Below are 25,851 nucleotides of genomic sequence, written 5' to 3' on the forward strand. Positions count from 1 at the left end.
ACCCCCGCCCCCCCCAACGCCGACGGCCCCCTCAGGGGGAGCCGAGGGGGCCGGGCGAGGGCTGACGCCCTTGGGACTGCACCGGACGGACGGGTCCGGCGCAGTGGCGCGAAGCCGGTGGGGCCCGCCGGAGGCGAGCCGCGTGGGCGGCGCGCGACGCATCACGCGACGCAACGGGCGCGACGCAACGGCCGGCGACGCATCGCGCGACGCAACGGGCCCGACGTCACCCGCGACGCAACGCCACGCGTTCCGTCACCGCCACGCCATCAGATGCCCATGGCCGCCGCGAGGTCCTTCTTGATCCCGTCCAGGACTTCCTGGCCGCGGACGCGGGCCGGCTCCAGGTCGGAGGCCTCGGAGACCGGGACCACGACCTCCAGGTAGCACTTGAGCTTGGGCTCGGTGCCGGAGGGGCGGCAGATCACCCGGGCCTTGTAGTCGCCCTCCAGGTGGTAGCGCAGGCCGTCCGTGGGCGGGAGCTTGTCCGTGCCCCGGTTCAGGTCCTCCGCCGAGACCACCCGCAGGCCCGCCAGGGCCGTCGGGGGCTCCGCGCGCAGCCGCGCCATGGCGTTGGCGATGATCGAGAGGTCCTCGACGCGAACCGACAGCTGGTCGGTGTGGTGCAGGCCGTGGGCCATCGCCAGGTCGTCCAGCAGGTCGGTCAGCGTGCGGCCCTGCTCCTTGAGCTCCGAGGCCAGCTCCGCCACCAGCAGGGCGGCCGTGATGCCGTCCTTGTCGCGGACGCCCTCGGGGTCGACGCAGTAGCCGAGCGCCTCCTCGTAGCCGTACCGCAGGCCCTCGACGCGGGCGATCCACTTGAAGCCCGTGAGGGTCTCCTCGTAGCCGACGCCCGCCGCCTCCGCGATCCGGCCCAGGAGGGACGACGAGACGATGGACTCGGCGAAGACGCCGCGGGCGCCCTTGTGGACCAGGTGGGCGGCCAGCAGCGCGCCGACCTCGTCGCCGCGGAGCATCCGCCAGCCGTCCGCGGTGGGTACGGCCACGGCGCAGCGGTCCGCGTCCGGGTCGTTGGCGATCACGATGTCGGGCTGGGCCTCGGCGGCCGTCGCGAACGACAGGTCCATCGCGCCCGGCTCCTCCGGGTTCGGGAAGGCCACCGTCGGGAACGCCGGGTCCGGCTCCGCCTGCTCGGCGACCAGGACCGGCTCCGGAAAGCCGGCCCGGGCGAAGGCCGCCAGGACGACGTCCTTGCCGACGCCGTGCATGGCCGTGTAGACGGTCCGCACGCCCCGGGGGGAGCCGGGGGTCAGGACGGCGTCCGTACGGGCCAGATAGGCCTCCAGGACCTCGTCGCCGAGGTTCTCCCAGCCGGACTCCGGGCGGGGGACCGAGGCGAGGGTGTCCACGCGCTCGATCTCCGCCGCGATCTCGACGTCCGCGGGGGACACGATCTGCGAGCCGTCGCCGAGGTAGACCTTGTAGCCGTTGTCCCGGGGCGGGTTGTGGCTCGCGGTCACCTCGACGCCGGCGACGGCACCCAGGTGCCGTATGGCGTACGCGAGGACGGGCGTCGGCAGCGGGCGGGGCAGGACGGCCGCGCGCAGGCCCGCGCCGGTCATCACGGCGGCGGTGTCGCGGGCGAAGTCCGCGGACTTGTACCGCGCGTCGTAGCCGACGACGACCAGGCCGCCGGCGTGACCCTGGGCCTTGAGGTAGGCCGCGAGGCCCGCCGCGGCCCGGATGACCACGGAGCGGTTCATCCGCATCGGGCCCGCGCCGATCTCGCCGCGCAGTCCGGCCGTGCCGAACTGCAGGGTGCCGGAGAACCGGTCCGCGAGCTCCGCCGCGACCGCGGCGTCGTCCGACGCGTCGACGAGCTCGGCCAGCTCGGCCGCCGTCTCCGGGTCCGGGTCCTCCGCCAGCCAGGCCCGCGCCCGGGTGATCAGGTCGTCCTGTTCCTGCACTGCCACTGCTTCCGCCTTGTCTCTCGTACGGTGCCGATGCCTCAGATGCGGGCGAGGACCTGCGTCAGCAGCTTGCCCATGCGCGCGGCCGAGTCGCGGCCGGCCTGGAGCACCTCTTCGTGGTTCAGCGGCTCGCCGGAGATGCCCGCCGCCAGGTTGGTGACCAGGGAGATGCCGAGCACCTCGGCGCCGGCCTCGCGGGCGGCGATGGCCTCCAGCACGGTGGACATGCCGACCAGGTCGGCTCCCATGACGCGGATCATGTTGATCTCGGCCGGGGTCTCGTAGTGCGGGCCGGGGAACTGGACGTAGACGCCCTCTTCGAGGGTCTCGTCGATCTCCTTGCACATCGCGCGCAGGCGCGGCGAGTACAGGTCGGTCAGGTCCACGAAGTTCGCGCCGACGATCGGCGAGGTGGCCGTCAGGTTGAGGTGGTCGCTGATCAGGACGGGCTGGCCGGGCTTCATGCCCTCGCGCAGGCCGCCGCAGCCGTTGGTCAGGACGACGGTCTTGCAGCCGGCGGCGACGGCGGTGCGCACGCCGTGGGCGACGGCGGCGACGCCGCGGCCCTCGTAGTAGTGGGTCCGGCCGAGGAAGACCAGCGCGCGCTTGTCGCCGATCTTGTACGAGCGGATCTTGCCGCCGTGGCCCTCGACGGCGGCGGGCGGGAAGCCCGGCAGCTCGGTGACGGGGAACTCGGCCTCGGGCGCGCCCAGCGCCTCTGCGGCGGGGGCCCAGCCGGAGCCCATGACGAGGGCGACATCGTGGGTTTCGGCGCCGGTCAGCTCACGCAGGCGGGCGGCTGCGGCGGTGGCGTCGGCGAAGGGGTCGGTAACAGATGCGTTCACGCAGACGAGCGTAGCCGAGCATTGCCTACGCGCGTAGATGGCGCAGCTCACGGTGTTCGGATCGTTGCCTTGTCGTTTCCGCCGAAATGCCCCGGCGCTTCGCCGGCCCGCGTCACCCGCCCGCTCACCCAGGGGGCGCGCGCCGGACGGCTCTAGCAGGGGCGCTTGCGCAGTTCCATCACGTAGTCGTGCGGGGCCCCCGCCGATTCGGCCGCGTCGGCGATCTCGCCGAGGTAGCGCGCCGAGGGCAGGCCGCCCTCGTAGCCGTTCAGCACGTAGCACCACGCCGGCTCCTCGCCGTCCAGCGTGTGGACGCGGATCCGCATCCGGCGGTAGATGTCGAGCCCGACGCCCTCCCACCGGTCCATGGAGTCCTCGTCCAGCGGCGCGATGTCGTACAGGGCGACGAACACCTGGTGGCGCGGGGCCTCGACGATCGTGGCCAGGGCGCCCTCCCACCCCATCTGCTCACCGCCGAAGGTCAGCCGCCAGTCGTTGATCCAGCCCGTGCCGCGCAGCGGCGAATGCGGAGCGCGGCGCGTCATCAGCCGCGGGTCGAGGTTGCCGGCGTACGCGGCGTAGAGCGACATGAGGTCGAGGGTACGGGAGGGGCGGGGCGGGCCGCGTGCCCGGCCGTCCTCACGGATGGCCGGACCGGGGGAGAAGCACCTTGAAGCGTGCGGGACAATGGGGCACGGAATGCATCCCCCGGGGAGTCCCCCCGGAAGCCCCGGCCGGGGCGGCAGCCGGCCGGGTAGACGTGAGGCGGAGTTTTCGTGACCCGGATCGTGATCATCGGCGGCGGACCCGGCGGGTATGAGGCGGCCCTCGTGGGGGCCCAGCTCGGCGCGGAGGTGACCGTCGTCGACTGCGACGGCCTCGGTGGCGCGTCCGTCCTCACCGACTGCGTACCCTCCAAGACCCTCATCGCGACCGCAGAGGTCATGACGACCTTCGACTCGTCGTACGAGGAACTCGGCATCGTCGTCGCCGACGACACCCCGCACATCGAGCAGGCCGCGCGCGTCGTCGGCGTGGACCTCGGCAAGGTGAACCGGCGCGTCAAGCGCCTCGCGCTCGCCCAGTCGCACGACATCACCGCGTCCGTCACCCGGGCCGGCGCCCGCGTCGTACGGGGCCGCGGCAAGCTCGGCGGCCCGCAGGGCATCGACGGCACGCGCGACGTCATCGTCACCGCCGCCGACGGCACCGAGACGATCCTGACGGCCGACGCCGTGCTGATCGCGACCGGCGGCCACCCCCGCGAGATCCCCGACGCCATGCCCGACGGCGAGCGGATCCTGAACTGGACCCAGGTCTACGACCTCGACGAGCTCCCCGAGGAGCTCATCGTGGTCGGCTCCGGCGTCACCGGCGCCGAGTTCGCCGGCGCGTACCAGGCCCTCGGCTCCCGGGTCACGCTGATCTCCTCGCGCGACCGCGTGCTGCCCGGCGAGGACCCGGACGCGGCGGCCGTACTGGAGGACGTCTTCCGGCGCCGCGGCATGAACGTCGTGGGCCGCTCCCGCGCCGAGTCCGCCAAGCGCGTCGGCGACCGCGTCGAGGTCACGCTCTCCGACGGCCGGGTCATCACCGGCACGCACTGCCTGATGGCGGTCGGCGCGATCCCGAACACCAAGGACATGAACCTGGAGGAGTCCGGGGTCCGGCTCAAGGAGTCCGGGCACATCTGGACCGACAAGGTCTCCCGTACGTCCGCGCCCGGCGTGTACGCGGCTGGCGACGTGACCGGGATCTTCGCGCTGGCCTCCGTCGCGGCCATGCAGGGCCGCATCGCGATGTACCACTTCCTCGGCGACGCGGTGGCCCCGCTGAACCTCAAGACGGTCTCGTCGAACGTCTTCACCGACCCGGAGATCGCCACTGTCGGTTACACCCAGGCCGATGTGGACTCCGGGAAGATCGACGCCCGTGTCGTGAAGCTGCCCCTGCTGCGCAACGCGCGCGCCAAGATGCAGGGCATCCGGGACGGGTTCGTGAAGCTGTTCTGCCGCCCGGGCACCGGAATCGTGGTCGGCGGCGTGGTGGTCTCCCCGCGGGCGAGCGAGCTGATCCACCCCATCTCGATCGCGGTCGACAACAACCTGACCGTCGAGCAGATCGCAAACGCGTTCACGGTGTACCCCTCGCTGTCGGGTTCGATCGCCGAGGTGGCGCGCCAGCTGCACACGCGGAAGGCCGCCGGCGAGGCCTGAGGGCGGTAACCGCCCCACGTCAGGGGGGACTTGGGGCGGGCCTTCGGAGGGTGGAGTGACGTTCACTCAACCGCCTCGCCGCGTATACCACTAGTCGCCCTGTTTTATGGACAACTTCGGTATTCCGGCGCAAGGAGCTGAAACAAGACGGTCGTTGGGGTTACTGTCAGTTTCGTGTTCGCTGCAGAACGTCGCCAATTGATTCTCGAAATGGTGCGGGCCAACGGAGCGGTATCGCTCCGGGAGCTCGCCCGCGTCGTCCAGACCTCCGAAGTGACCGTACGGCGGGACGTGCGGGCGCTGGAGGCAGAAGGACTCCTCGACCGCCGACACGGCGGTGCGGTGCTGCCGGGCGGTTTCACCCGTGAATCCGGCTTCCCGCAAAAGTCCCATCTCGCGACGGCGGAGAAGACCGCCATCGCCGATGTCGCGGCCTCCCTCGTCGAAGAGGGCGAGGCCGTCGTCGTCGGCGCGGGCACCACGACCCAGGAGCTGGCCCGCCGGCTCGCCCGGGTGCCCGGCCTGACCGTCGTGACCAACTCCCTCCTCGTCGCCCAGGCGCTGGCCCACGCCAACCGGGTCGAGGTCGTCATGACGGGCGGCACCCTGCGCGGCTCCAACTACGCGCTGGTCGGCAGCGGGGCGGAGCAGTCCCTCCAGGGGCTGCGGGTCTCCCGGGCCTTCCTGTCCGGCAGCGGTCTGACCGCGGAACGCGGTCTGTCCACGTCCAACATGCTGTCGGCGAGCGTGGACCGGGCCCTGGTCCAGGCGGCGGCGGAGGTGGTGGTCCTCGCGGACCACACGAAGCTGGGCACCGACACCATGTTCCAGACGGTGCCCACCGATGTGATGACCCGTCTGGTCACCGACGAGCCCCCGCCGCACGACGACCGCGCGGCGACGGAACTCCAGGCACTGGCCGACCAGGGGGTCCAGATCACCATCGCCGGGGCCGTGGCCTCCGGCGGTACGGGCGAGGGCATGGCGGGCCGCCGCCCGCGCCGCGAGTCCCCGCTGCCGGTGCAGCGGCGCGGGGGGCCGACGGCCCAGCTGCGCAGCGCCCCCGCGTCGATGCTGGAGCAGCAGTCCGCGGGGGACCGCCCCCGCGTCGCGGACATGCGGCGCCGCTAGGGGGCGCCCGGTGGCGGTATGGCGCCCCGAAACGCGTGAGGCCCGGAACCCCCGCGGGGATTCCGGGCCTCAGCGGTTCAAGGACGTCAGTCCTTGATCTCGCAGATGGTGGCGCCGGAGGTGAGGCTGGCGCCGACTTCGGCGGTGAGGCCGACGATCGTGCCGGAGCGGTGCGCGTTCAGCGGCTGCTCCATCTTCATGGCCTCCAGGACGACGACCAGGTCGCCCTCGTTGACCTGCTGGCCCTCCTCGACCGCGACCTTGACGATCGTGCCCTGCATCGGGGACGCCAGCGTGTCGCCGGAGGCGGCCGGGCCGGACTTCTTCGCCGCGCGGCGCTTCGGCTTCGCGCCGCCCGCCGCGGCCGTGCGGGCCAGCGTCATGCCCAGCGAGGACGGGAGGGAGACCTCCAGGCGCTTGCCGCCGACCTCGACGACGACCGTCTCGCGGCCCGGCTCGTCCTCCGTGTCCTCCGCCGCCGGGGCGACGAACGCGGGGATGTCGTTGACGAACTCGGTCTCGATCCAGCGGGTGTGGACCCGGAAGGGGTTCGAGGTGAACGCCGGGTCGGCGACGACCGCGCGGTGGAACGGGATGGCCGTGGCCATGCCCTCCACGTCGAACTCCGCCAGCGCGCGCGCCGCCCGCTGCAGGGCCTGCTCGCGCGTGGCGCCCGTGACGATGAGCTTGGCGAGGAGGGAGTCCCAGGCCGGGCCGATGACCGAGCCGGACTCCACGCCCGCGTCCAGGCGGACACCGGGGCCGGAGGGGGCGTTGAACTTGGTGACGGTGCCGGGGGCCGGCAGGAAGCCGCGGCCCGGGTCCTCGCCGTTGATGCGGAACTCGAAGGAGTGCCCGCGCAGGACCGGGTCGCCGTAGCCGAGCTCCTCGCCGTCGGCGATGCGGAACATCTCGCGGACCAGGTCGATGCCGGTGACCTCTTCGGTGACCGGGTGCTCGACCTGCAGACGGGTGTTGACCTCCAGGAAGGAGATCGTCCCGTCCGTGCCGACCAGGAACTCGACCGTGCCGGCGCCGACGTAGCCGGCCTCCTTCAGGATCGCCTTCGACGCCGCGTACAGCTCGGCGTTCTGAGCCTCCGACAGGAACGGCGCGGGGGCTTCCTCGACCAGCTTCTGGTGGCGGCGCTGGAGGGAGCAGTCACGGGTGGAGACGACGACCACGTTGCCGTGGGAGTCGGCCAGGCACTGCGTCTCGACGTGGCGCGGCTTGTCGAGGTAGCGCTCGACGAAGCACTCGCCGCGGCCGAAGGCCGCGACGGCCTCGCGGACGGCCGAGTCGTAGAGCTCGGGGACCTCTTCGAGCGTGCGGGCGACCTTCAGGCCGCGGCCGCCGCCGCCGAAGGCGGCCTTGATCGCGATCGGCAGGCCGTGCTGCTCGGCGAACGCGACGACCTCGTCGGCCCCGGAGACCGGGTCCGGGGTGCCCGCGACGAGCGGGGCGCCGGCGCGCTGGGCGATGTGGCGGGCGGCGACCTTGTCACCCAGGTCGCGGATGGCCTGCGGGGGCGGGCCGATCCAGGTCAGGCCGGCGTCGAGCACGGCCTGCGCGAATTCGGCGTTCTCGGAGAGGAAGCCGTATCCGGGATGGATGGCGTCCGCGCCGGAATCGGCTGCGGCCTGGAGGACCTTGGAGATGTCCAGGTAGCTGGCGGCCGGGGTGTCACCGCCCAACGCGAAAGCTTCGTCGGCCGCGCGGACATGCAGAGCGTCCCGGTCCGGATCGGCGTAGACGGCTACGCTTGCGATTCCGGCATCCCGGCAGGCCCGAGCAACGCGGACAGCGATTTCGCCACGGTTGGCGATGAGCACCTTGCGCACGATGGCTCCCTCCTTGAAACAAGCTGAGTTTAGGGACAGCCCACACGGCGTTTCGACCCTTCCCTAGAGGTGACCTTGCCCACACGGAGTGTGATTCGAGTCCGCCTCGAGTGAGGAAAGCCCTTGTGGCGCCCCAGGTCAGGGGGATCCCCGACTGCACAGTAACCCCGTCACCCATCCGAGGTCTCTGTTCGCCCGGTCAGCGGGCCCCGGTGATTCTTTGTCGAGTCCCTACGAACGGCCCACACATTCTTTGCGTGATCGCCGGCGAGGGCGCCCCGTGTAACGAAGCTGCCCGGCCCCCTTGTCCGTACGTTTACCCGTTAGTAGCCTCCAGGGCGTCGAACAGGCTTGTGCGTCGCTGTGGGGGGTGGGTTCGTCGTGGGCGTCGTGCTGCGCAGGCTCGTGGCCGGACTGGCCGCGGTCGTGCTCGTCGCCGAGGCGGCGGTACTGGTCCTGGTCCACATCGTGCTGGGCAGGACCACCCACAACCAGTCGATGTCCATCGCGGGCATGGACCCTGATGTCATGTCTACGGCGACGTACGCGATGGGGGCGGGCATCGGCGCCTTCCTGCTCCTGTGCGCCGTGCTCCTCGCCGTGGCGGCCGTACGCGACCGCGCGCCCGGCACCTTCGCGCGCGTCGTGCTCGTCACCGCCGCCGTCACCCACGGGGTGCTCGGCGCCCTCGCCGTGGGGCTCGTCGGCTGGGGCGCCTTCGCGGTGATGATGCTGATCCTGTGCCTGCTGGTCCTGGCCCTGATGCTCTACGCGGCCCAGGGCGCGGCCGGGGCGGCCTCAGGGGGTGCCCCTGACGGCCGTGACGCCCCGCCCGCGCCGTTCGGGGAGCTCAAGCCCACAAATCCGTGATCGACACGCCCAGTTCGCCCAGCAGGGAGCGCAGCAGCGGCAGCGACAGCCCGATGACGTTCCCGGGGTCGCCGTCGATGCCCTCGATGAACGGGGCCGACAGCCCGTCCAGGGTGAAGGCCCCGGCCACGTGCAGCGGCTCGCCGCTCGCCACGTACGCGGCCACCTCGGCGTCCGTCGGCTCGCCGAACCGGACCGTCGTCGAAGCCGTGGCCGATACCTGACGCCCCGTCGCCGTGTCGATCACGCAGTGCCCGGTGCGCAGCATCCCGGCCCGCCCGCGCATCGACTTCCAGCGGGCCGTGGCCTCCTCGGCGTCCGCCGGCTTGCCGAGCGCCTCGCCGTCCAGCTCCAGCACGGAGTCGCAGCCGATCACCAGGGCGCCCGCGGCCTCGTCCAGGGCCGCCACGACGCCCGCCTTGGCCTCGGCCAGCGCCAGCGCCAGCTCGGCCGGGGTCTCCGCGCTGAGCGCGTCCTCGTCGAAGTGGCTGACGATCACGTGCGGGGCCAGCCCGGCCTGCCGCAGCAGGTTGAGCCGGGCGGGCGAGGCGGAGGCGAGGACGAGGGCGTGGGCCGGGCCCTGGGCAGCAGCAGTCATGCCCGTCATCGTAGGCGCGGCCCGCACGCCCCCGACCCGCCGGACGTCCCTAGAAGCCCACGCCCAGCACGTACACGACCACCAGCATCGCGAGGACGACCACCACGGTCATCCGCCGGACCATCGCCTGCGCGTCGCGCATGTCCTTGGGCGGCTCGTTCTTCGGGTCTGACCAGAGCATGCCCCGATACTGGCCCCGCGCAACGGCGTGGCGCCTGAGTACGGGTACTCAGGCGCCACGGTCCGTTCACACCATCTTCACGACCGGCCGGGGGCCCGTCCGGACCCCGCCTATCCGGGCCAGTACGTACGGGCCCACGCGCGCGGCCCCGGCTGCGGCAGCGTCCGCCGGGCCACCCGGGCCGGCGCCGACCACTCGTCCGCCACCCGTGCGGCGCCCGGCGGTGCCGACGCCAGCACCGCCGCGCGCGCTTGGACCACCGCCAGTGCGGCGGCCAGCTCCTCGGGCGTCGGGTTCCCCTTGACGACCTTGATCACCACGGGACTGCCTCCTAGTGTCCTAGCGTCCTAGAGGGGGATGTTGCCGTGCTTCTTCGGGGGCAGGGACTCCCGCTTGGTGCGCAGCTGCCGCAGCCCCTTGACCACGTGGGCCCGGGTCTCCGACGGCATGGTCACCGCGTCGATGTAACCGCGCTCGGCGGCCGTGTACGGGTTCAGCAGCGTGTCCTCGTACTCGGCGATGAGCCGGGCCCGCGTCTCCTCGGCGGTGCCCGCCTCCTCCGCCTCGGCGATGGCGCGCCGGTGCAGGATGTTGACCGCGCCCTGCGCGCCCATGACGGCGATCTGCGCGGTCGGCCAGGCCAGGTTCAGGTCCGCGCCGAGGTGCTTGGAGCCCATGACGTCGTACGCGCCGCCGAAGGCCTTGCGGGTGATGACGGTGATCAGGGGGACGGTGGCCTCGGCGTAGGCGTAGATCAGCTTCGCGCCGCGCCGGATGATTCCGTTGTACTCCTGGTCCGTGCCCGGCAGGAAGCCCGGGACGTCCACGAACGTCAGCACCGGGACGTTGAAGGCGTCGCAGGTCCGCACGAAGCGGGCGGCCTTCTCGGAGGCGTTGATGTCCAGGCAGCCGGCGAACTGCATCGGCTGGTTGGCGACGATGCCCACCGGGTGCCCCTCGACCCGGCCGAAGCCGGTGAGGATGTTCGGCGCGAACAGCGACTGCGTCTCCAGGAACTCCGCGTCGTCGAGCACGTGCTCGATCACGGTGTGCATGTCGTACGGCTGGTTCGCGCTGTCCGGGATCAGTACGTCGAGCTCGCGGTCGGTGTCGGTGACCTCGGTGTCCGCCTCCTCGGGGAAGGCGGGCGGCTCGGAGAGGTTGTTCGACGGCAGGTACGCCAGCAGGGACTTGACGTACTCGATGGCGTCCTTCTCGTCCCCGGCCATGTGGTGGGCCACGCCGGAGGTGGAGTTGTGGGTGCGCGCGCCGCCGAGCTCCTCGAAGCCCACGTCCTCGCCGGTGACCGTCTTGATGACGTCCGGGCCGGTGATGAACATGTGCGAGGTCTGGTCGACCATCACGGTGAAGTCGGTGATGGCGGGGGAGTACACGGCGCCGCCGGCGCAGGGCCCGACGATCAGGCTGATCTGCGGGATCACCCCGGAGGCGTGGACGTTGCGGCGGAAGATCTCGCCGTACATGCCCAGCGCGCTGACGCCCTCCTGGATGCGGGCGCCGCCGGAGTCGTTGATGCCGACGAGCGGGCAGCCGGTCTTCAGCGCGAAGTCCATGACCTTCATGATCTTCTGCCCGTAGACCTCGCCGAGGGCCCCGCCGAACACCGTGAAGTCCTGGGAGAACACGGCCACCGGGCGGCCGTCCACCGTGCCGTAGCCGGTGACGACGCCGTCGCCGTAGGGGCGGGTCTTCTCCAGCCCGAAGGCGGTCGACCGGTGCCGGGCGAACTCGTCCAGCTCGACGAAGGACCCCTCGTCCAGCAGCAGGGCGACCCGCTCACGCGCCGTCAGCTTCCCCTTGGCGTGCTGCTTCTCCACCGCGCGCGCGGACCCGGCGTGAGTGGCTTCGTCGATGCGGCGCTGCAGGTCCGCGATCTTGCCCGCGGTCGTGTGCATGTCGATCGGCTCTGAGGGTTGTGACATCGGGGTCGCGGCTCCCTGTGTGGTGTCAACTGCCTGGTCAATTGATTGACTACTGCTGGCTACTGGTGCGTAGCGTATCGGCGGGCATGGCGCTCGGCAGTGCGGCGTTTGACACACCTACTGTGGGTTGCATGACGCCATCAGATGCATCAGGTGCGGCTTCCACCGGCCGCTGGTCGAGCCTTGAGCGGCCGCCTTTGAGCGCCGCCGCGCTGGAGCGGGCCCTCGTCGCCGACGGGGGGCTGTGGAGCTCGGTCGAGGTGGTCTCCGCCACCGGGTCCACCAACACCGATCTCGCCGCCCGGGCCGCGCGGCTGCCCGAGGGATCCGTGCTCGTCGCCGAGGAGCAGACCGCCGGGCGCGGACGGCTCGACCGCAGCTGGGTCGCGCCGCCGCGGTCCGGGCTGTTCTTCTCCGTCCTGCTCAAGCCGGGCGAGTCCGTACCGCAGGAGCGGTGGGGGTGGCTGACCCTGCTGGCCGGGGTGGCCGCCGCGACCGGGCTGTCCCGCGCCGCCGGCGTGGACACGGCCCTCAAGTGGCCCAACGACCTGCTCGTCACCGTGAACGGCGAGGAGCGCAAGACCGGCGGCATCCTCGCCGAGCGGGTCGGCGAGGGGGTCGTGATCGGGATCGGGCTCAACGTCACCCTGACCGAGGACGAGCTGCCGGTGCCGGAAGCCGGGTCGCTGATCCTGGCCAAGGCCGCCGTGACGGACCGCGAGCCCCTGCTGAAGGCCGTACTGCGCTCCCTGGAGCAGTGGTACGGGGACTGGCGCGCGGCGGGCGGGGACCCGGCCGCCAGCGGCCTCCAGGAGGCCTACGCGGCGGACTGCGTGACCCTCGGCCGGCACGTACGGGCGGACCTGCCCGGCGGGCGCACACTCACCGGGACGGCGGAAGCGGTCGACGCGGACGGGCGGCTCGTGATCCGTACGGCCGAGGACGAGCACGAGGCCGTGGGGGCCGGGGACGTCGTCCACCTGCGGTCGGTGCGGTAGCCGGCCCGGCGGTCCGGCCGCGGCTGCGGGGAGTGGGGAGTGAGCTACGGCACACCTGCCGTATGGTTTAGGCGATCCCGGTCCTCCCGGTGATCACCCGGTTCGGCAGGGCAGTGCGCACGGAATGGACAGGAGGCGGCCCTTGACCGTCGACGACCCTACGTCCGGCGCGTCCGCCTCACGGACGGGTGGTCCGGGGCCGGCCGGCCCCGGGGCCACCGGTCCGGGCACGCCGATCGGGCGGGACCAGCACACTCCCCACCACGAGGTCGACCACACCGCGCAGCCGACGGCGGACCCGCTCGCCATCCGGCTGGAGCAGCTGATCCTGGGTGCGGAGCGCCGGTACACCCCGTTCCAGGCGGCCCGCAGCGCCGGGGTCTCGATGGAGCTCGCCTCCCGCTTCTGGCGGGCCATGGGCTTCGCGGACATCGGCCAGGCCAAGGCGCTGACGGAGGCCGACGTACTGGCCCTGCGCAGGCTCGCGGGCCTGGTCGAGGCCGGGCTGCTGAGCGAGCCGATGGCCGTGCAGGTGGCGCGGTCCACGGGCCAGACCACCGCCCGGCTGGCGGAATGGCAGATCGACTCCTTCCTGGAGGGCCTGACGGAGCCGCCGGAGCCGGGAATGACCCGTACGGAGGTCACGTACCCGCTGGTCGAGCTGCTGCTGCCGGAGCTGGAGGAGTTCCTCGTCTACGTGTGGCGCCGCCAGCTGGCGGCGGCCACCGGGCGGGTGGTCCAGGTGGCGGACGACGAGGAGATGGTCGACCGGCGGCTCGCGGTGGGCTTCGCGGACCTGGTCGGCTTCACCCGTTTGACGCGGCGGCTGGAGGAGGAGGAGCTCGGCGAGCTCGTCGAGTCCTTCGAGACGACCTCGGCGGACCTGGTGGCCGCGCACGGCGGCCGGCTGATCAAGACGCTGGGCGACGAGGTGCTGTACTGCGCCGACGACGCGGCGACGGCCGCCGAGATCGCGCTGCGGCTGATCGAGACGATGGAAGCGGACGCCCAGATGCCGGAGCTGCGCGTCGGCATGGCGTTCGGGACCGTGACGACCCGGATGGGCGACGTCTTCGGGACCACCGTGAACCTGGCCTCGCGGCTGACGTCGATAGCGCCGAAGGACGCGGTGCTGGTCGACGGGGCGATGGCGGAGGAGCTGGGGCGGACGGGCGCGGCGCCGGTCTCCGAGAAGGAGGCCGAGGCGGAGGAGGGCGGCGGTACCTACCGCTTCGCGCTCCAGCCGATGTGGCAGCGGCCGGTGCGCGGTCTGGGGGTCGTGGAGCCCTGGTCGCTGACGCGGCGGAAGCCTAAGATCCCCGGGTAACGTTCGTTAACCGGGAGGGTCGCGGTGGTCGCTGTGTCTGAGTTCGTGGCTGTGCGCCGTCATGAGGACGGAGTCGCGGAGCTGGTCCTGGACCGGCCGAAGGCGATGAACGCGGTGTCGACGGAGATGGCGCGGGCCATCGGCGACGCGTGCGCGGAGCTCGCGTCGGACGTGTCGGTACGGGTGGTCGTGCTGTCGTCGGCGGTGGAGCGGGCGTTCTGCGTCGGGGCCGACCTCAAGGAGCGCAACTCGCTCTCGGACGCGGAGCTGGTGCGGCAGCGGCCGACCACGCGGGGCGCGTACGGGGGCGTGCTGGAGCTGCCGGTGCCGACGATCGCGGCGGTGCACGGGTTCGCGCTGGGCGGCGGCTTCGAGCTGGCGCTGGCCTGCGACGTGATCGTGGCGGACGAGACCGCGGTGGTCGGGCTCCCGGAGGTCTCCGTGGGCGTGATCCCGGGCGGCGGCGGTACGCAGCTGCTGCCGCGGCGCGTGGGCGCGGCGCGGGCGGCCGAGCTGATCTTCACGGCGCGGCGGGTGGAGGCGGCCGAGGCGCTGTCGCTGGGTCTGGTCGACTCCGTGGTCCCGGCGGGCACGGTCCGGGCCGAGGCGCTCGCCCTGGCGGCCCGTATGGCGGCGAACTCCCCGGTGGGCCTGCGGGCGGCGAAGCGCGCCCTGCGGCTGGGCCACGGGATGGACCTGGTGTCCGGCCTGGAGATCGAGGACGCGGCCTGGCGGACGGTGGCCTTCTCGGGGGACCGCGCGGAGGGCGTGGCGGCGTTCAACGAGAAGCGCCGCCCCAACTGGCCGGGGCACTAGTGCTGTGGCCGGACCGGGGCACTGGTGCGGTGACCGGAAAGGCCACGGCACCCGCCGCGGCGTGAAGTCGGCGGGCGGCCGCCGGCCGCTCGTCGAAGATCGCGGCGATTGTCGGCAAATCTGACAAAACTCCCTAACCTGGGGTGATGGGAGTCGACGGGCGGCTGCGAGCCGTCGTGGGGCTGGCGCAGGCCATGGCCGCCGCTTGCGCACCGCGGGACAGCGTCCGGGCCGCGGCCCGCGGGGCCCGGCTCGCGATGGACGGCTCCTTCGCCGCGATCTCCGCCTGGGAGCGCGAGCGCGGCCGGCTCCGCGTGCTCGTGAACGAGGGCGGGCTGCGGGGCGGGGAGGAGGAGTTCCCCAAGGACGAGTCCTATCCCGTCCACGACTTTCCCGAGATCACCGAGTTCCTGCACGAGCGGTGGGCCGGGGGCGGTGGGCCGCACGCCTGGGTGGAAGGGGCCGCCGGCGGCCGCCCCGGGCGGCGCGGCGAGGCCCTGCGCCGCCGCGGCCGCGGGACCTGCGTGGTCGCGCCCATCGTGCTCAGCGGCCGCGCCTGGGGCGAGCTGTACGTCGCCCGCGACGCCGGCCTGCCCGACTTCGACGCGGACGACGCCGAGTTCGCGACCGTCCTGGCCGCCGTCGTCGCCGCCGGCCTCGCGCAGAACGAGCGGCTGGAAGAGGCCCGTCGCCTCGCCTTCACCGATCCCCTGACCGGCCTCGCCAACCGGCGCGCCGTCGACATGCGGCTCGACGAGGCCCTGGAGGAGCACCGGCGCAGCGCCGCCGTGGTCAGCCTCGTCGTATGCGACCTGAACGGGCTCAAGAAGGTCAACGACACCCTCGGGCACGCCATGGGAGACCGGCTGCTGGAGCGGTTCGGGTCGGTGCTCAGCCTCTGCGGGGCCATACTGCCCGGCGCGCTCGTCGCCCGGCTCGGCGGCGACGAGTTCTGCCTGGTCAGCGTGGGTCCCCCGGCCGACGAGGTGGTGCGGGTCGCCGAGGAGCTGTGCCTGCGCGCCGCCGAGCTGGAGCTCGGGGAGGGCGTGGCCTGCGGGGTGGCGTCCACCGGGGACCCGATCGGGCCCGTGAAGTCCTCCCGGCGGCTGTTCCGGCTGGCCGACGCCGCCCAGTACAAGGCCAAGGCCGCCCGCTCCCCGAAGCCCGTGGTCGCCGGCCGCGACACCGCCGTCGTCCGGCTGGCCGACGCGGCCCAGCAGGAGGCGGCCGGCGAACGCCGCCGCTTCCGCGGCCGGGCGTAGGCCGGGGGCGGGCTGGACGTGGGCCGGGCGTGGGCCGGGCGGAGGCCTCGGGTGGGCCGGGTGGCGGGGCGTAAGGGTCCCTCCCGAAAGTCGCTAGTGACATGAAGCGATTCAGTCCGTAGGGTGCTGAATATGGATATGCACACTGTCGTGGTGGGGACCTCCGGGACCACCGCCGAGGACGTCATCGCCGTCGCCCGCGGCAACGCGCGGATCGAGCTGTCCGGCGAGGCGCTCGCCGCCCTCGCCCGCGCCCGCGAGATCGTCGACGCCCTCGCCGCCAAGCCCGAACCCGTCTACGGGGTGTCCACCGGCTTCGGCGCCCTCGCCTCCCGGCACATCAGCCCCGAGCTGCGCGCCCAGCTCCAGCGCAACATCGTCCGCTCGCACGCCGCCGGCATGGGCCCGCGCGTCGAGCGGGAGGTCGTGCGCGCCCTGATGTTCCTGCGCCTGAAGACCGTCGCCTCCGGCCACACCGGCGTCCGGCCGTCCGTCGCCCAGACGATGGCCGACGTACTCAACGCCGGCATCACGCCCGTCGTCCACGAGTACGGCTCGCTCGGCTGCTCCGGCGACCTCGCGCCGCTCTCGCACTGCGCGCTCACCCTGATGGGCGAAGGCGACGCGGAGGGTCCGGACGGGGTCGTGCGCCCCGCGGGCGAGCTGCTCGCCGAGGCCGGGATCCAGCCGGTCGAACTCAAGGAGAAGGAGGGCCTCGCCCTCCTCAACGGCACCGACGGCATGCTCGGCATGCTGGTCATGGCCCTCGCCGACCTCGACAAGCTCTACAAGTCCGCCGACATCACCGCCGCGCTGACCCTCGAAGCGCTGCTCGGCACCGAGAAGGTGCTCGCGCCCGAGCTGCACGCCATCCGCCCGCACCCGGGCCAGGGCGCCTCCGCCGCGAACATGGCCGCCGTCCTGAACGGCTCCGGGCTCACCGGGCACTTCCAGGAGGAGTCCGCCCCGCGCGTGCAGGACGCGTACTCGGTGCGCTGCGCCCCGCAGGTCGCCGGCGCCGGCCGCGACACCATGGCGCACGCCGCCCTCGTCGCCTCGCGCGAGCTGGCCTCGGCCGTCGACAACCCGGTGGTGCTGCCCGACGGGCGCGTGGAGTCCAACGGCAACTTCCACGGCGCGCCGGTGGCGTACGTCCTGGACTTCCTGGCGATCGCGGCGGCCGACCTCGGCTCCATCGCGGAGCGCCGCACCGACCGGCTGCTCGACAAGAACCGCTCGCACGGGCTGCCGCCGTTCCTGGCGGACGATGCCGGTGTCGACTCCGGCCTGATGATCGCCCAGTACACGCAGGCCGCCCTGGTCAGCGAGATGAAGCGGCTGGCCGTGCCGGCCTCCGCCGACTCGATCCCGTCCTCCGCCATGCAGGAGGACCACGTCTCGATGGGATGGTCGGCCGCGCGCAAGCTCCGTACCGCCGTCGACAACCTGACCCGGATCATCGCGATCGAGATGTACGCGGCCACCCGGGCCATCGAGCTGCGGCACGGGCTCACCCCGGCCCCGGCGAGCCGGGCGGCCATCGCGGCCGCTCGTGCGGCCGGTGTGGAGGGTCCCGGGCCGGATCGTTTCCTCGCCCCCGACCTGGCCGCGGCCGACGCGTTCGTCCGCAGCGGCGGTCTCGTCGCGGCGGTGGAGCCGGTGACGGGCCCGCTCGCCTGAGTCGTACGCGTACCGCGAAGGGCCGCCCCCGGAAGTCCCGGGGGCGGCCCTTCGGCGTGTCTTCGGCGTGTCTTCGGCGTGTCCTCGTACCGGCCCTACGCCTGCGAGCGGCGTACGGAGTAGGTGACGAACCCGGCCCCGAGGCCCAGGCAGAGCGTGCCGCCCAGCAGGTACGGGGCGGTGTCGATGCCGCCGGTGTCGGCGAGCCCCAGCGGAACCTGGCCGGCGCTCTGGGCGGCGTCGCCGGAAGCGTCCGAGGTATCCGGTGCCAGTGTGGTCACCGAGCCGGTACCCGCCGTGTTCGCGGACTCCGGCGCGTCGGAACCGGAACCAGAACCGGAACCGGAGGGCATGGAGGACTCTGACCCCGTGGACCCCGGTGCGGTGGCGTTCGCCGAGGGCACGAACCAGAGGGCGGCGAGGAGGCTGGTCGCCCCGAGAGCGGTGAGCAGCGGTCGACGTGCGGACACGGTGCGATCCCCCTTGCGGACGCAGCGAATTGGCCGTGTGCGGTGATGCTACGGACAAGGGCGGGTCGTGGGAAAGTCGGGGCTGTCGCGGGCTTACGCTCCGTCGTATGAACCCTTCTGACACATCACGATACGTCCGTCTTCGAGTGGATTTGGTGCTGGAAGTGCCCGACGCCGATGCGCTCACCGGCGCCGCGCTCGCGCACATCGAAGCCGACGAGTTCATGCCGGACGAGGAGCGCGGCCACGCCGAATCGGCGGTACGGGAAGACGAATCGGAGGCGCTCGCGTACCTCGTCGACCCCACTGACCTGGTCGCGGACATCCCCGGGGTGGAGCTGGCGCAGGCCTCCTGGAGCAGCGAGCCCGTCGAATACGACCCCGAGTCCATGGAGTGGGACCTGGGCGAGGAAGATGGGGAGTACGACGAAGAGACGACCGACAACGCCTGACCGTGTGGTTGCCCACATTCAAACGGGATGTGGAACCGATCCGGCCCTTCAACGCGTTGACTGGTGCGGGGCAGGGGGCGTGTCTCCCTGCCTTGATCGGGGCACCACCGGCGGTCGCCGGGGGAAGCTCGGGGGTTCTGGCAACGATGGAGTGGCGTGTGAGGACGGACAAGACGCGGCGGAGAAGGTCCCTGGTGGCCATATCCGCCGTACTCGGTGGCGTGCTGATGCTCTCGGCCTGCGGTGGGGGCGACGAAGGCAAGGCCAAGGGCGGCGACGCGAGCAGCGGCAAGTCCCAGTCGGACGTGGACGCGGCCGCGGCCAAGGACGCCTCCAAGGCCAAGATGACGATCACGCCGAAGGACGGCGCGACCAATGTGGGCCTGAACGACGCGACCAACGTCGCCGTCGCCGACGGCACCCTCACGGCGGTCGAGCTGAAGACCTCCGAGGGCGCGGCCGTGGCCGGCAAGATAGCCGCCGACGGCAAGAGCTGGAAGCCGGACGCCGCGCTGAAGCGCTCCACGAAGTACGTCTTGTCCGCGACCGCCAAGGACGAGGCCGGCAAGGAGGCGCACGAGAACGCGTCCTTCACCACCGTCTCCCCGGAGAACAGCTTCGTCGGCTCGTTCATACCGGACGACGGCCAGACGGTCGGCGTGGGCATGCCGGTCTCGATCACGTTCAACAAGCCGATCAAGGACCAGAAGGCGGTCCAGGCGGCGATCAACGTCACCTCCAGCAGCGGCCAGGAGGTCGTCGGGCACTGGTTCAGCGCGCAGCGCCTGGACTTCCGCCCCGAGCAGTACTGGCAGGCCGGCTCCACCGTCACGCTGAAGCTGGCGCTGGAAGGGGTGCAGGGCGCCCCCGGCGTCCAGGGCGTGCAGAACCGGACCGCCACCTTCAAGATCGGCCGCAGCCAGGTCTCGACGGTCGACGCGAAGACGAAGAAGATGACCGTCACCCGGGACGGCGCGGTCCTCAAGACCATCCCGATCTCGGCGGGCTCGCCGGAGAACCCGACGTACAACGGCCAGATGGTGATCTCCGAGAAGTTCAAGGAGACCCGGATGGACGGCTCCACCGTCGGCTTCAAGAACAGCGAGGGCAAGGGCGAGTACGACATCAAGGACGTCCCGCACGCGATGCGGCTGTCCCAGTCCGGCACGTTCATCCACGGCAACTACTGGGGACCGGACTCGGTCTTCGGCAGCGCGAACACGAGCCACGGCTGTGTCGGTCTGAACGACGCCCAGGGCGCCAACGACCCCAGCCAGCCCGCGGCCTGGTTCTACGACAACTCGCTCATCGGTGACGTGGTCACGGTGGTCAACTCGCCGGACAAGACCATCAAGCCGGAGAACGGCCTCAACGGCTGGAACATGAGCTGGGCGGACTGGAAGGCCGGCACGGCCTCCTGACCTCCGGTCCCGACCGAACCCCGCGGATGGCGGGGAGCCCCCGGAAACGGCGGGCTCCCCGCCATCCGTCGTTCCTCAGGCCGTGGCCCCGTCGGGGGACGAGGCGGACGGGGAAGAGGAGGAAGGGGAAGAAGAAGGGGAGGAAGGGGCGGCAGGAGCCGGCGCTGCGGCAGGCGCCGACCAGGAGGCCAGCATCCGCAGCGCGTCCTGCGAGGGGGACCCCGGCGCCGCGTGGTAGGTGACCAGGACCTGCGCCGAGTCGCCCGGCAGGGCGAGCGTCTCGAAGGACAGGGACAGTTCGCCGACCAAGGGGTGCCGCAGCTTCTTCACCCCGTGCGTCTTGTTGTCCGCCAGCGTGTGCGCCGCCCACAGCCGGCGGAACTCCTCGTTCTTCACCGACAGCTCACCGACCAGCGCCGACAGCTGTTCGTCGTCCGGGTGCTCGCCCGCGTACATGCGCAGACTGCTCACGACCCGGCAGGCCAGGCAGTCCCACTCCTCGTAGAGCTCGGCCGCCGCCGGGTCCAGGAACACCAGCCGCACCAGGTTCCGCTGCTGGGGCGGCAGCTCGCCGAAGTCCCCGAACACCGCCGCGGCCAGCCGGTTCCACCCGATGACGTCCTGCCGCCGCCCCAGGAGGTACGCCGGGACGCCGTCCATCGCGTCCATCAGCGTGCGCAGCTCGGGACGCACGTGCTCCGCCCGGTACTGCTTCGCGCGCTGCCTGCGGGGCCTGGGGCGGGCCAGGTGGGTCAGGTGGGCCGTCTCCGTGCCGTCCAGGCGCAGCGCCCGGGCGATCGCGTCGAGCACCTCCGCGGACACGTTCTGCCCGTGGCCCTGTTCGAGCCGCGTGTAGTACGCCACCGAGACGCCCGCCAGCTGCGCCAGCTCCTCGCGGCGCAGCCCGGGTACCCGGCGGTGGCGCCCGTAGTCCGGCAGGCCGACGTCCGAGGGGCGCAGCCGCGCCCGGCGGGAACGGAGGAACTCGCCCAGTTCGGCACCCTGATCAAGCTGGTCCATGACGCCAGTATCGCCGGGCGGCGGGCGCGCCGGGGCCGTGTTCCTGACCCCGCCAGGGGTAGGACCGCCGGTCCTAGGCAGGACAGGGGCGTGGCTGCCGGCGGCCACGGCGGGGATCGTTCGGTGCACGCAGACCGTCAGAAGCAGCGTTCGAGGAGCCTTCACCATGTCCGTCACCCAGGTCGCCCAGGTCGCCGCCTACGCCGCCCCCGCCGCGAAGGCCCCGCTGGAGCGCACCACCGTGCCGCGCCGCCCCGTCGGCGAGCACGACGTCCTCATCGAGATCAAGTACGCGGGCATCTGCCACTCCGACATCCACCAGGTCCGCGACGGCTGGGGCGAGGGCATCTATCCGATGGTCCCGGGGCACGAGATCGCCGGCGTCGTCGCCGAAGTCGGCCCGGGCGTCACGAAGTTCGCGGCCGGCGACCACGTCGGCGTCGGCTGCTTCGTGGACTCCTGCCGGGAGTGCGAGTACTGCCTGCGCGGGCAGGAGCAGTACTGCGTCGAGGGCATGACCGGGACGTACAACGCCCGCGACAAGCGTGGCGAGCCCACGTACGGCGGCTACTCCACGCACCTCGTCGTCGACGAGAACTACACCGTCCGCATCCCCGACGGCCTGTCCCTCGACGTCGCGGCCCCGCTGCTGTGCGCCGGGATCACCCTGTACTCCCCGCTGAAGCACTGGCAGGCGGGCCCCGGCAAGAAGGTCGCGATCGTCGGCCTCGGCGGGCTCGGCCACATGGGCGTGAAGATCGCGGCGGCCCTGGGCGCCGAGGTCACCGTCCTCTCGCAGTCGCTGCGCAAGCAGGAGGACGGCCTGCGGCTGGGCGCCTCGCACTACTACGCCACGAGCGACGAGACCACCTTCGAGAAGCTGGCCGGCAGCTTCGACCTGGTCATCTCGACGGTCTCGGCCCCGCTCGGCCTCGACGCGTACCTCGGCCTGCTGAAGGTCGACGGCGCGCTGGTGAACGTCGGCGCCCCGGAGGAGCCGGTCGAGCTGAACCTGTTCTCCGTCATCCAGGGCCGCAAGACCCTGGCCGGCTCGATGATCGGCGGAATCGCCGAGACCCAGGAGATGCTGGACTTCTGCGCCGAGCACGGCCTGGGCTCGGAGATCGAACTGATCCCCGCGGCCGAGATCAACGCCGCCTACGACCGGGTCCTGGCCAGCGACGTCCGCTACCGCTTCGTGATCGACGCCTCGACGATCTGACCTCCGGCGCGAATGCCCGGAGCCCCGGCGCGATCGCGCCGGGGCTCCGGGACGGGGCTTCGGGACGGGTCCCCTCGGGGAGGGTCAGCCGTCGGCCCGGGCCACGCCGATCGGGCAGCTGACGCCCGTGCCGCCGATGCCGCAGTAGCCGTCCGGGTTCTTGTCCAGGTACTGCTGGTGGTAGGGCTCCGCCGGCCAGAAGGGGCGCTCCGCCGCCGGGAGGACCGCCGTCGTGATCTCTCCGTACCCGGACGACGCCAGGACCTGCTGGTACGCGGTGCGGGAGGCCTCGGCCTCCGCCTGCTGGGCCTCGGAGTGGGTGTAGATCGCCGAGCGGTACTGGGTGCCGACGTCGTTGCCCTGGCGGAAGCCCTGGGTGGGGTTGTGCGACTCCCAGAAGAGCTTCAGGAGGGTGGCGTAGGAAACCTGCGCCGGGTCGAAGACCACGCGCACGACCTCGGTGTGGCCCGTCTGGCCCGAGCACACCTCGTCGTACGTCGGGTTCTCGGTGAACCCGCCCTGGTAGCCGGCCAGCGTGGTCCACACCCCCGGGGTCTGCCAGAACTTGCGCTCCGCGCCCCAGAAGCAGCCCAGGCCGAAGTCGGCCACCTCGAGCCCGGCCGGGTACGGGCCGGCGAGCGGGTTGCCGAGGACGGTGTGCCGGTCCGGGAGCGAGAACTGCGGGGTCGCGCGGCCCTGGAGGGCCTCCTCGCGGGTGGGGAGCTCGGGCGTGCGGCGGTACGAGAACATGATTCCCTCCTAGTGGTGCTCCCTTCAACGGACGGGGGCGGACCGGGATTCCCCCGGACCCGCCCCCGGCCGCCGCGTCACACTTCCGTCATTTCTGCGCGACCGCCCGGCGCACGCTGAAGTCCCTCGCCTGCACGTACCGGTCCTTGGCGTCCGCCGAGTACGTCCACGGCGTCGCCCGGACGAACCCGTCGACGGCGCGGAACTGCTCCACGGCCTCCGCCCACCGGTCCTGCCAGTACAGGTTCCACGCCAGCATGTGCCGTACCCGCGCCACCCGCCGGTCCGCCGGGTCCGCCGCCGCCACGTCCGCGAGCGCCGCGTCCGTGGCGGCCACGATCTCCGGCCGCTTGTAGTAGACGCTCGGGTCGAGCTCCGACTCCGACATCTCGTACTCCAGGTACGCGTAGAGCGGCAGCAGCGACAGCAGCTCGCCCGGGGCGCCCGACGCCGCCGCCCGCCGCGCGAAGTCCTCCGCCTCCTCGTGCGAGCCGCGCCACTTGCGGCACCAGTACTGCAGCGCGCCCGTGTGCGCCGCCAGCACCTTCGGGCCGCGCCCCACGATCTCCGCCCACAGCTGCCCGTACCGCTCGTGGGAGTACCCCAGCGCCATGGCGACCGGCTGCTCCAGCATGTACGGCACCGGGTCCGCCGGGTCGGCGAGCCGCTGGGCCTCGTGCATCGCCTCCTGCGAGGCGGCGATCAGCCGGTGGAAGTTGCGGAACTGCTCCTGCGTCGTGCGGTCCGCGGTCAGCGAGCCGCGCACGTTCCACGCCACCAGCACCGACGCGTCCGCGTGCACCGCCGCCGCCGTCGGGTCCTGCGGCCGCGCCGCGCGCCAGGCCAGCAGCCAGGCGTCTTCCTCGGCGGCCAGCTCGGCCAGTTCCCGTACGCGCCGGATGCGCTCGTCCCAGTCCTGCCCGGCCGCGTCCGCCCAGGCCGCGCCGGCCTGCCAGTCGCCCGCCCGTACGGCGTCCAGGGCGGCCGTGTCGGCGGGCGCGAGCGGGGAGCCGCGGTCGGCGTCGAGCCGCTCGGCCGGCAGGAAGCCCAGCGCCACCGCGGCCAGGCCGTCTGCCCGGCTCGCCCGGCGGCGCTTCCCGGCGCCGCCGCCCTTGCGGGCGCGCAGCATCTTGTACGCGCCGCTGATCAGCAGGATTCCGAGGATGATCAGGCCGAGCATCAGACGAGCACCAGCTTTCGAAGGGGTTCGGTGTCGGCCTGGTCGGCGACGAGGGCGTCCAGGGCGAGCTCCAGCTGCTCCTCGAAGCCGTCGGTGGTGAACCGCAGGGCGGCCGAGTCGGACCAGGACAGCTGCCAGCGGGCGGCGCCGCGGGCCGTGAGCTCGGCGGTGACCAGCCGGCTCAGGGCGCTCCGCAGGGCGGGCCGGCTGAACTCGCGGGCGGCGCGGCCGGTGGCGGCCGCCGCCTCCTCGGACTTCGGGAAGCGGTCGGCGATCCGCCAGCGCAGGGCCGGGTCGGCGTCGATCGCGTCGAGCAGGGCCGCCGGCTCCGGGGCCGCGCCCTCGGCGGCGATGGCCTCGCGGACCTCCTGCGCGCCGTTGCCGACGTAGCGGGTCATGCTCTCGTGGACGAGGTCCGCCCAGTCCATGCGCGTCAGCGCGAGCGCCTCCGGGGTCAGGACCGCCTGTTCCAGCGCGGCCAGAGCCGCCTCCGGGGAGGCGAGGAGCTCCAGCGCCGGGCGGGCCGCCTGCGCGCCGCGGCCGTCGTCGGGCAGGGCCTCGATGCGGGCCACGCGCTCGGCGAGCGCGGGGTGGGAGTCGTACGGGGAGGTGGGCTCGGTGGACAGGTCCCGGCGCAGCTCCTCCAGCTCCTGCGAGCGGGCGTCGAGCAGCTGCCGGAACCCGCCGAAGACCTGGCCGGGGCGCGGCAGCAGGCCGGCGCCGACGCCGAGGGTGGCGTACGAGTCCATGTAGAAGCCGTGCGCGGGGCCGATGGCGTTGAGCTCGCGCAGCGCGGAGGCGGCGGCGTCGCGGCCGGCGACGCGGACCGAGGCCAGGTCGGCGGCGAGCTCCTGGCGGCGGCTGCCGGAGAGGGTGGCCCGCATGTAGAGGTGCGCGTACCCGGTGTAGATCTTCGCCATGGCCCGGTACATCGCGCCCTGGCCCGTGGTGTCGACTTCCTTGGCCTTCTTGCCCTTGGCGAGCCGCTTCTCGGCGGCCTTCTCCTGGCGGGCGCGCTCGCCCGCGACCTTGGTGTCGGCGCGCTCGTGGAAGTGCCGGATGGTGCGGATCAGCTGGGCGCGGCCGCGGGCGATCAGCGGGGTGAGGCGGGTGTCGAGGTTGGCGTAGTGGCCCATCTCGTGGGCGAGCACGGCGCGCAGCTGCATCTCGTCCAGGCCCGTCATCAGGGGCAGACCGAGGTAGAGGCGGCGGGTGCCGGACATCAGGCCCAGCAGCCGGGCGTCCTCGCCGACGGCCGCGTTGACCTCGTCGATCAGCACGATCTCGTCGGGGGCGCGGGTGCCGACCTGGTCGGCGATCTCGCGGACCGTCTGCCACAGGACGGGTTCCTGCCGGTCCGTCACGGGGACGCCGTGCGGCGGCTCGCCCTTGGGGGTGCGGAGCATGAGCATGCCGCGCACGATCGGGACCGCGAGGACCACCGAGACGATGAGGATCTTGAACGCGACGCCGCCGTGCAGCCAGGTGACGGTGGCCCAGTCGGCGGCCGCGAGCACGGCCAGCAGGATGAAGCCGAGCAGGTAGAAGCCTGCGAGCAGGACGAGGGCGCGCAGCGCGCGCAGTGAAGCGCCCATATGGACAGATCCCCCCACGGGATGAAGTGGTGCAGGTGCACGTGCAGTTGCTGCGGGCGGGCGCAGGCCTGCCGCTCCGGGCGGTCATGCCGGGACGCCGTA

24 protein-coding genes are annotated in these 25,851 nt (G+C 72.6%); 11 read left to right on the plus strand and 13 right to left on the minus strand.

Features of this window, described 5'->3' with window-relative positions; genetic code table 11:
* Nucleotides 1-269: 269 nt before the first annotated feature.
* The 3 genes from ADK52_RS13545 to ADK52_RS13555 all read right to left on the minus strand — a co-directional run bounded on the left by ADK52_RS13545 (nt 270) and on the right by ADK52_RS13555 (nt 3,366).
* Entirely contained in the window at nt 270-1,928 is a 1,659-nt protein-coding gene (locus ADK52_RS13545; protein ID WP_053690029.1) for a phospho-sugar mutase, read from the minus strand.
* Nucleotides 1,929-1,969: 41 nt separating this feature from the next.
* The gene (locus ADK52_RS13550; RefSeq protein ID WP_030154976.1) at nt 1,970-2,776 is read right to left on the minus strand and encodes a purine-nucleoside phosphorylase; all 807 of its coding nucleotides are present in this window, start codon (nt 2,774-2,776) and stop codon (nt 1,970-1,972) included.
* A 152-nt stretch (nt 2,777-2,928) separates the two neighbouring features.
* Entirely contained in the window at nt 2,929-3,366 is a 438-nt protein-coding gene (locus tag ADK52_RS13555) for a gamma-glutamylcyclotransferase (protein WP_030865395.1), read from the minus strand.
* Between the two features lie 186 nt (nt 3,367-3,552).
* On the opposite strand from ADK52_RS13555, the gene ADK52_RS13560 reads away from it, so the two are divergent.
* Complete coding sequence (locus tag ADK52_RS13560) at nt 3,553-4,992, plus strand: NAD(P)H-quinone dehydrogenase (RefSeq protein ID WP_053690030.1); 1,440 nt, start codon at nt 3,553-3,555, stop codon at nt 4,990-4,992.
* Nucleotides 4,993-5,166: 174 nt separating this feature from the next.
* Nucleotides 5,167-6,123, plus strand: coding sequence for a DeoR/GlpR family DNA-binding transcription regulator (locus ADK52_RS13565; protein ID WP_078988298.1), 957 nt, complete (start codon nt 5,167-5,169; stop codon nt 6,121-6,123).
* Nucleotides 6,124-6,209: 86 nt separating this feature from the next.
* Here ADK52_RS13565 and ADK52_RS13570 read toward each other — a convergent pair whose 3' ends face one another.
* Nucleotides 6,210-7,964, minus strand: a complete 1,755-nt coding sequence (locus ADK52_RS13570) for an acetyl/propionyl/methylcrotonyl-CoA carboxylase subunit alpha (protein ID WP_053690032.1) — start codon at nt 7,962-7,964, stop codon at nt 6,210-6,212.
* A 381-nt stretch (nt 7,965-8,345) separates the two neighbouring features.
* Between ADK52_RS13570 and ADK52_RS13575 the strand changes: the two genes are divergently transcribed.
* The gene (locus ADK52_RS13575; RefSeq protein WP_053690033.1) at nt 8,346-8,834 is read left to right on the plus strand and encodes a hypothetical protein; all 489 of its coding nucleotides are present in this window, start codon (nt 8,346-8,348) and stop codon (nt 8,832-8,834) included.
* Here ADK52_RS13575 and ADK52_RS13580 read toward each other — a convergent pair.
* The 4 genes from ADK52_RS13580 to ADK52_RS13590 all read right to left on the minus strand — a co-directional run bounded on the left by ADK52_RS13580 (nt 8,815) and on the right by ADK52_RS13590 (nt 11,556).
* A complete protein-coding gene (locus tag ADK52_RS13580) occupies nt 8,815-9,432 on the minus strand; it encodes a nucleoside triphosphate pyrophosphatase (protein ID WP_053690034.1) in 618 nt (205 codons plus the stop codon). The genes ADK52_RS13575 and ADK52_RS13580 overlap by 20 nt on opposite strands.
* A gap of 49 nt (nt 9,433-9,481) precedes the next feature.
* Nucleotides 9,482-9,613: a morphogenic membrane protein MmpB gene (mmpB, locus tag ADK52_RS44455; RefSeq protein ID WP_099889787.1), complete on the minus strand. Its 132-nt coding sequence runs from the start codon at nt 9,611-9,613 to the stop codon at nt 9,482-9,484.
* Between the two features lie 110 nt (nt 9,614-9,723).
* Nucleotides 9,724-9,933, minus strand: coding sequence for an acyl-CoA carboxylase epsilon subunit (locus tag ADK52_RS13585; protein WP_053690035.1), 210 nt, complete (start codon nt 9,931-9,933; stop codon nt 9,724-9,726).
* A 27-nt stretch (nt 9,934-9,960) separates the two neighbouring features.
* Nucleotides 9,961-11,556 carry an acyl-CoA carboxylase subunit beta gene (locus ADK52_RS13590; RefSeq protein ID WP_053690036.1) on the minus strand — a complete coding sequence of 532 codons (1,596 nt, stop codon included), beginning with the start codon at nt 11,554-11,556 and terminating at the stop codon, nt 9,961-9,963.
* Nucleotides 11,557-11,687: 131 nt separating this feature from the next.
* Between ADK52_RS13590 and ADK52_RS13595 the strand changes: the two genes are divergently transcribed.
* The 5 genes from ADK52_RS13595 to hutH all read left to right on the plus strand — a co-directional run bounded on the left by ADK52_RS13595 (nt 11,688) and on the right by hutH (nt 17,639).
* The gene (locus ADK52_RS13595) at nt 11,688-12,554 is read left to right on the plus strand and encodes a biotin--[acetyl-CoA-carboxylase] ligase (RefSeq protein ID WP_053690037.1); all 867 of its coding nucleotides are present in this window, start codon (nt 11,688-11,690) and stop codon (nt 12,552-12,554) included.
* Between the two features lie 142 nt (nt 12,555-12,696).
* Nucleotides 12,697-13,881 carry an adenylate/guanylate cyclase domain-containing protein gene (locus tag ADK52_RS13600; RefSeq protein ID WP_053690038.1) on the plus strand — a complete coding sequence of 395 codons (1,185 nt, stop codon included), beginning with the start codon at nt 12,697-12,699 and terminating at the stop codon, nt 13,879-13,881.
* A 33-nt stretch (nt 13,882-13,914) separates the two neighbouring features.
* Nucleotides 13,915-14,697 (plus strand): enoyl-CoA hydratase/isomerase family protein, encoded by a 783-nt coding sequence (locus ADK52_RS13605; protein ID WP_420714856.1) that lies wholly within the window; start codon nt 13,915-13,917, stop codon nt 14,695-14,697.
* 146 nt (nt 14,698-14,843) lie between these two features.
* A complete protein-coding gene (locus ADK52_RS13610) occupies nt 14,844-15,959 on the plus strand; it encodes a GGDEF domain-containing protein (protein WP_053690040.1) in 1,116 nt (371 codons plus the stop codon).
* Between the two features lie 138 nt (nt 15,960-16,097).
* Entirely contained in the window at nt 16,098-17,639 is a 1,542-nt protein-coding gene (gene hutH / locus ADK52_RS13615; RefSeq protein ID WP_053690041.1) for a histidine ammonia-lyase, read from the plus strand.
* 95 nt (nt 17,640-17,734) lie between these two features.
* Here the strand turns inward: hutH and ADK52_RS13620 are convergent, their stop codons facing one another.
* The gene (locus ADK52_RS13620; RefSeq protein WP_053690042.1) at nt 17,735-18,109 is read right to left on the minus strand and encodes a hypothetical protein; all 375 of its coding nucleotides are present in this window, start codon (nt 18,107-18,109) and stop codon (nt 17,735-17,737) included.
* Between the two features lie 155 nt (nt 18,110-18,264).
* Here ADK52_RS13620 and ADK52_RS43620 point away from each other — a divergent pair, with 155 nt between their 5' ends.
* Complete coding sequence (locus ADK52_RS43620; RefSeq protein WP_234343729.1) at nt 18,265-18,561, plus strand: hypothetical protein; 297 nt, start codon at nt 18,265-18,267, stop codon at nt 18,559-18,561.
* Nucleotides 18,562-18,707: 146 nt separating this feature from the next.
* Nucleotides 18,708-19,982: a L,D-transpeptidase gene (locus ADK52_RS13630; protein ID WP_053690044.1), complete on the plus strand. Its 1,275-nt coding sequence runs from the start codon at nt 18,708-18,710 to the stop codon at nt 19,980-19,982.
* Between the two features lie 75 nt (nt 19,983-20,057).
* Here the strand turns inward: ADK52_RS13630 and ADK52_RS13635 are convergent, their stop codons facing one another.
* Nucleotides 20,058-21,002, minus strand: coding sequence for a helix-turn-helix transcriptional regulator (locus ADK52_RS13635; protein WP_053690045.1), 945 nt, complete (start codon nt 21,000-21,002; stop codon nt 20,058-20,060).
* 166 nt (nt 21,003-21,168) lie between these two features.
* On the opposite strand from ADK52_RS13635, the gene ADK52_RS13640 reads away from it, so the two are divergent.
* Entirely contained in the window at nt 21,169-22,224 is a 1,056-nt protein-coding gene (locus tag ADK52_RS13640) for an NAD(P)-dependent alcohol dehydrogenase (protein WP_053690046.1), read from the plus strand.
* Between the two features lie 84 nt (nt 22,225-22,308).
* On the opposite strand, the gene msrA is transcribed toward ADK52_RS13640, so the two are convergent.
* The 3 genes from msrA to ADK52_RS13655 form a co-directional block, all read right to left on the minus strand.
* A complete protein-coding gene (msrA, locus tag ADK52_RS13645) occupies nt 22,309-22,974 on the minus strand; it encodes a peptide-methionine (S)-S-oxide reductase MsrA (RefSeq protein ID WP_053690047.1) in 666 nt (221 codons plus the stop codon).
* Nucleotides 22,975-23,062: 88 nt separating this feature from the next.
* Nucleotides 23,063-24,154: a hypothetical protein gene (locus tag ADK52_RS13650; RefSeq protein WP_053690048.1), complete on the minus strand. Its 1,092-nt coding sequence runs from the start codon at nt 24,152-24,154 to the stop codon at nt 23,063-23,065.
* A complete protein-coding gene (locus ADK52_RS13655) occupies nt 24,154-25,749 on the minus strand; it encodes a M48 family metalloprotease (RefSeq protein ID WP_053690049.1) in 1,596 nt (531 codons plus the stop codon). Before ADK52_RS13655 ends, ADK52_RS13650 begins: the two co-directional genes overlap by 1 nt.
* Nucleotides 25,750-25,851 lie beyond the last annotated feature (102 nt).

This window comes from Streptomyces sp. WM6372 (assembly GCF_001279655.1).
Lineage (GTDB): Bacteria > Actinomycetota > Actinomycetes > Streptomycetales > Streptomycetaceae > Streptomyces.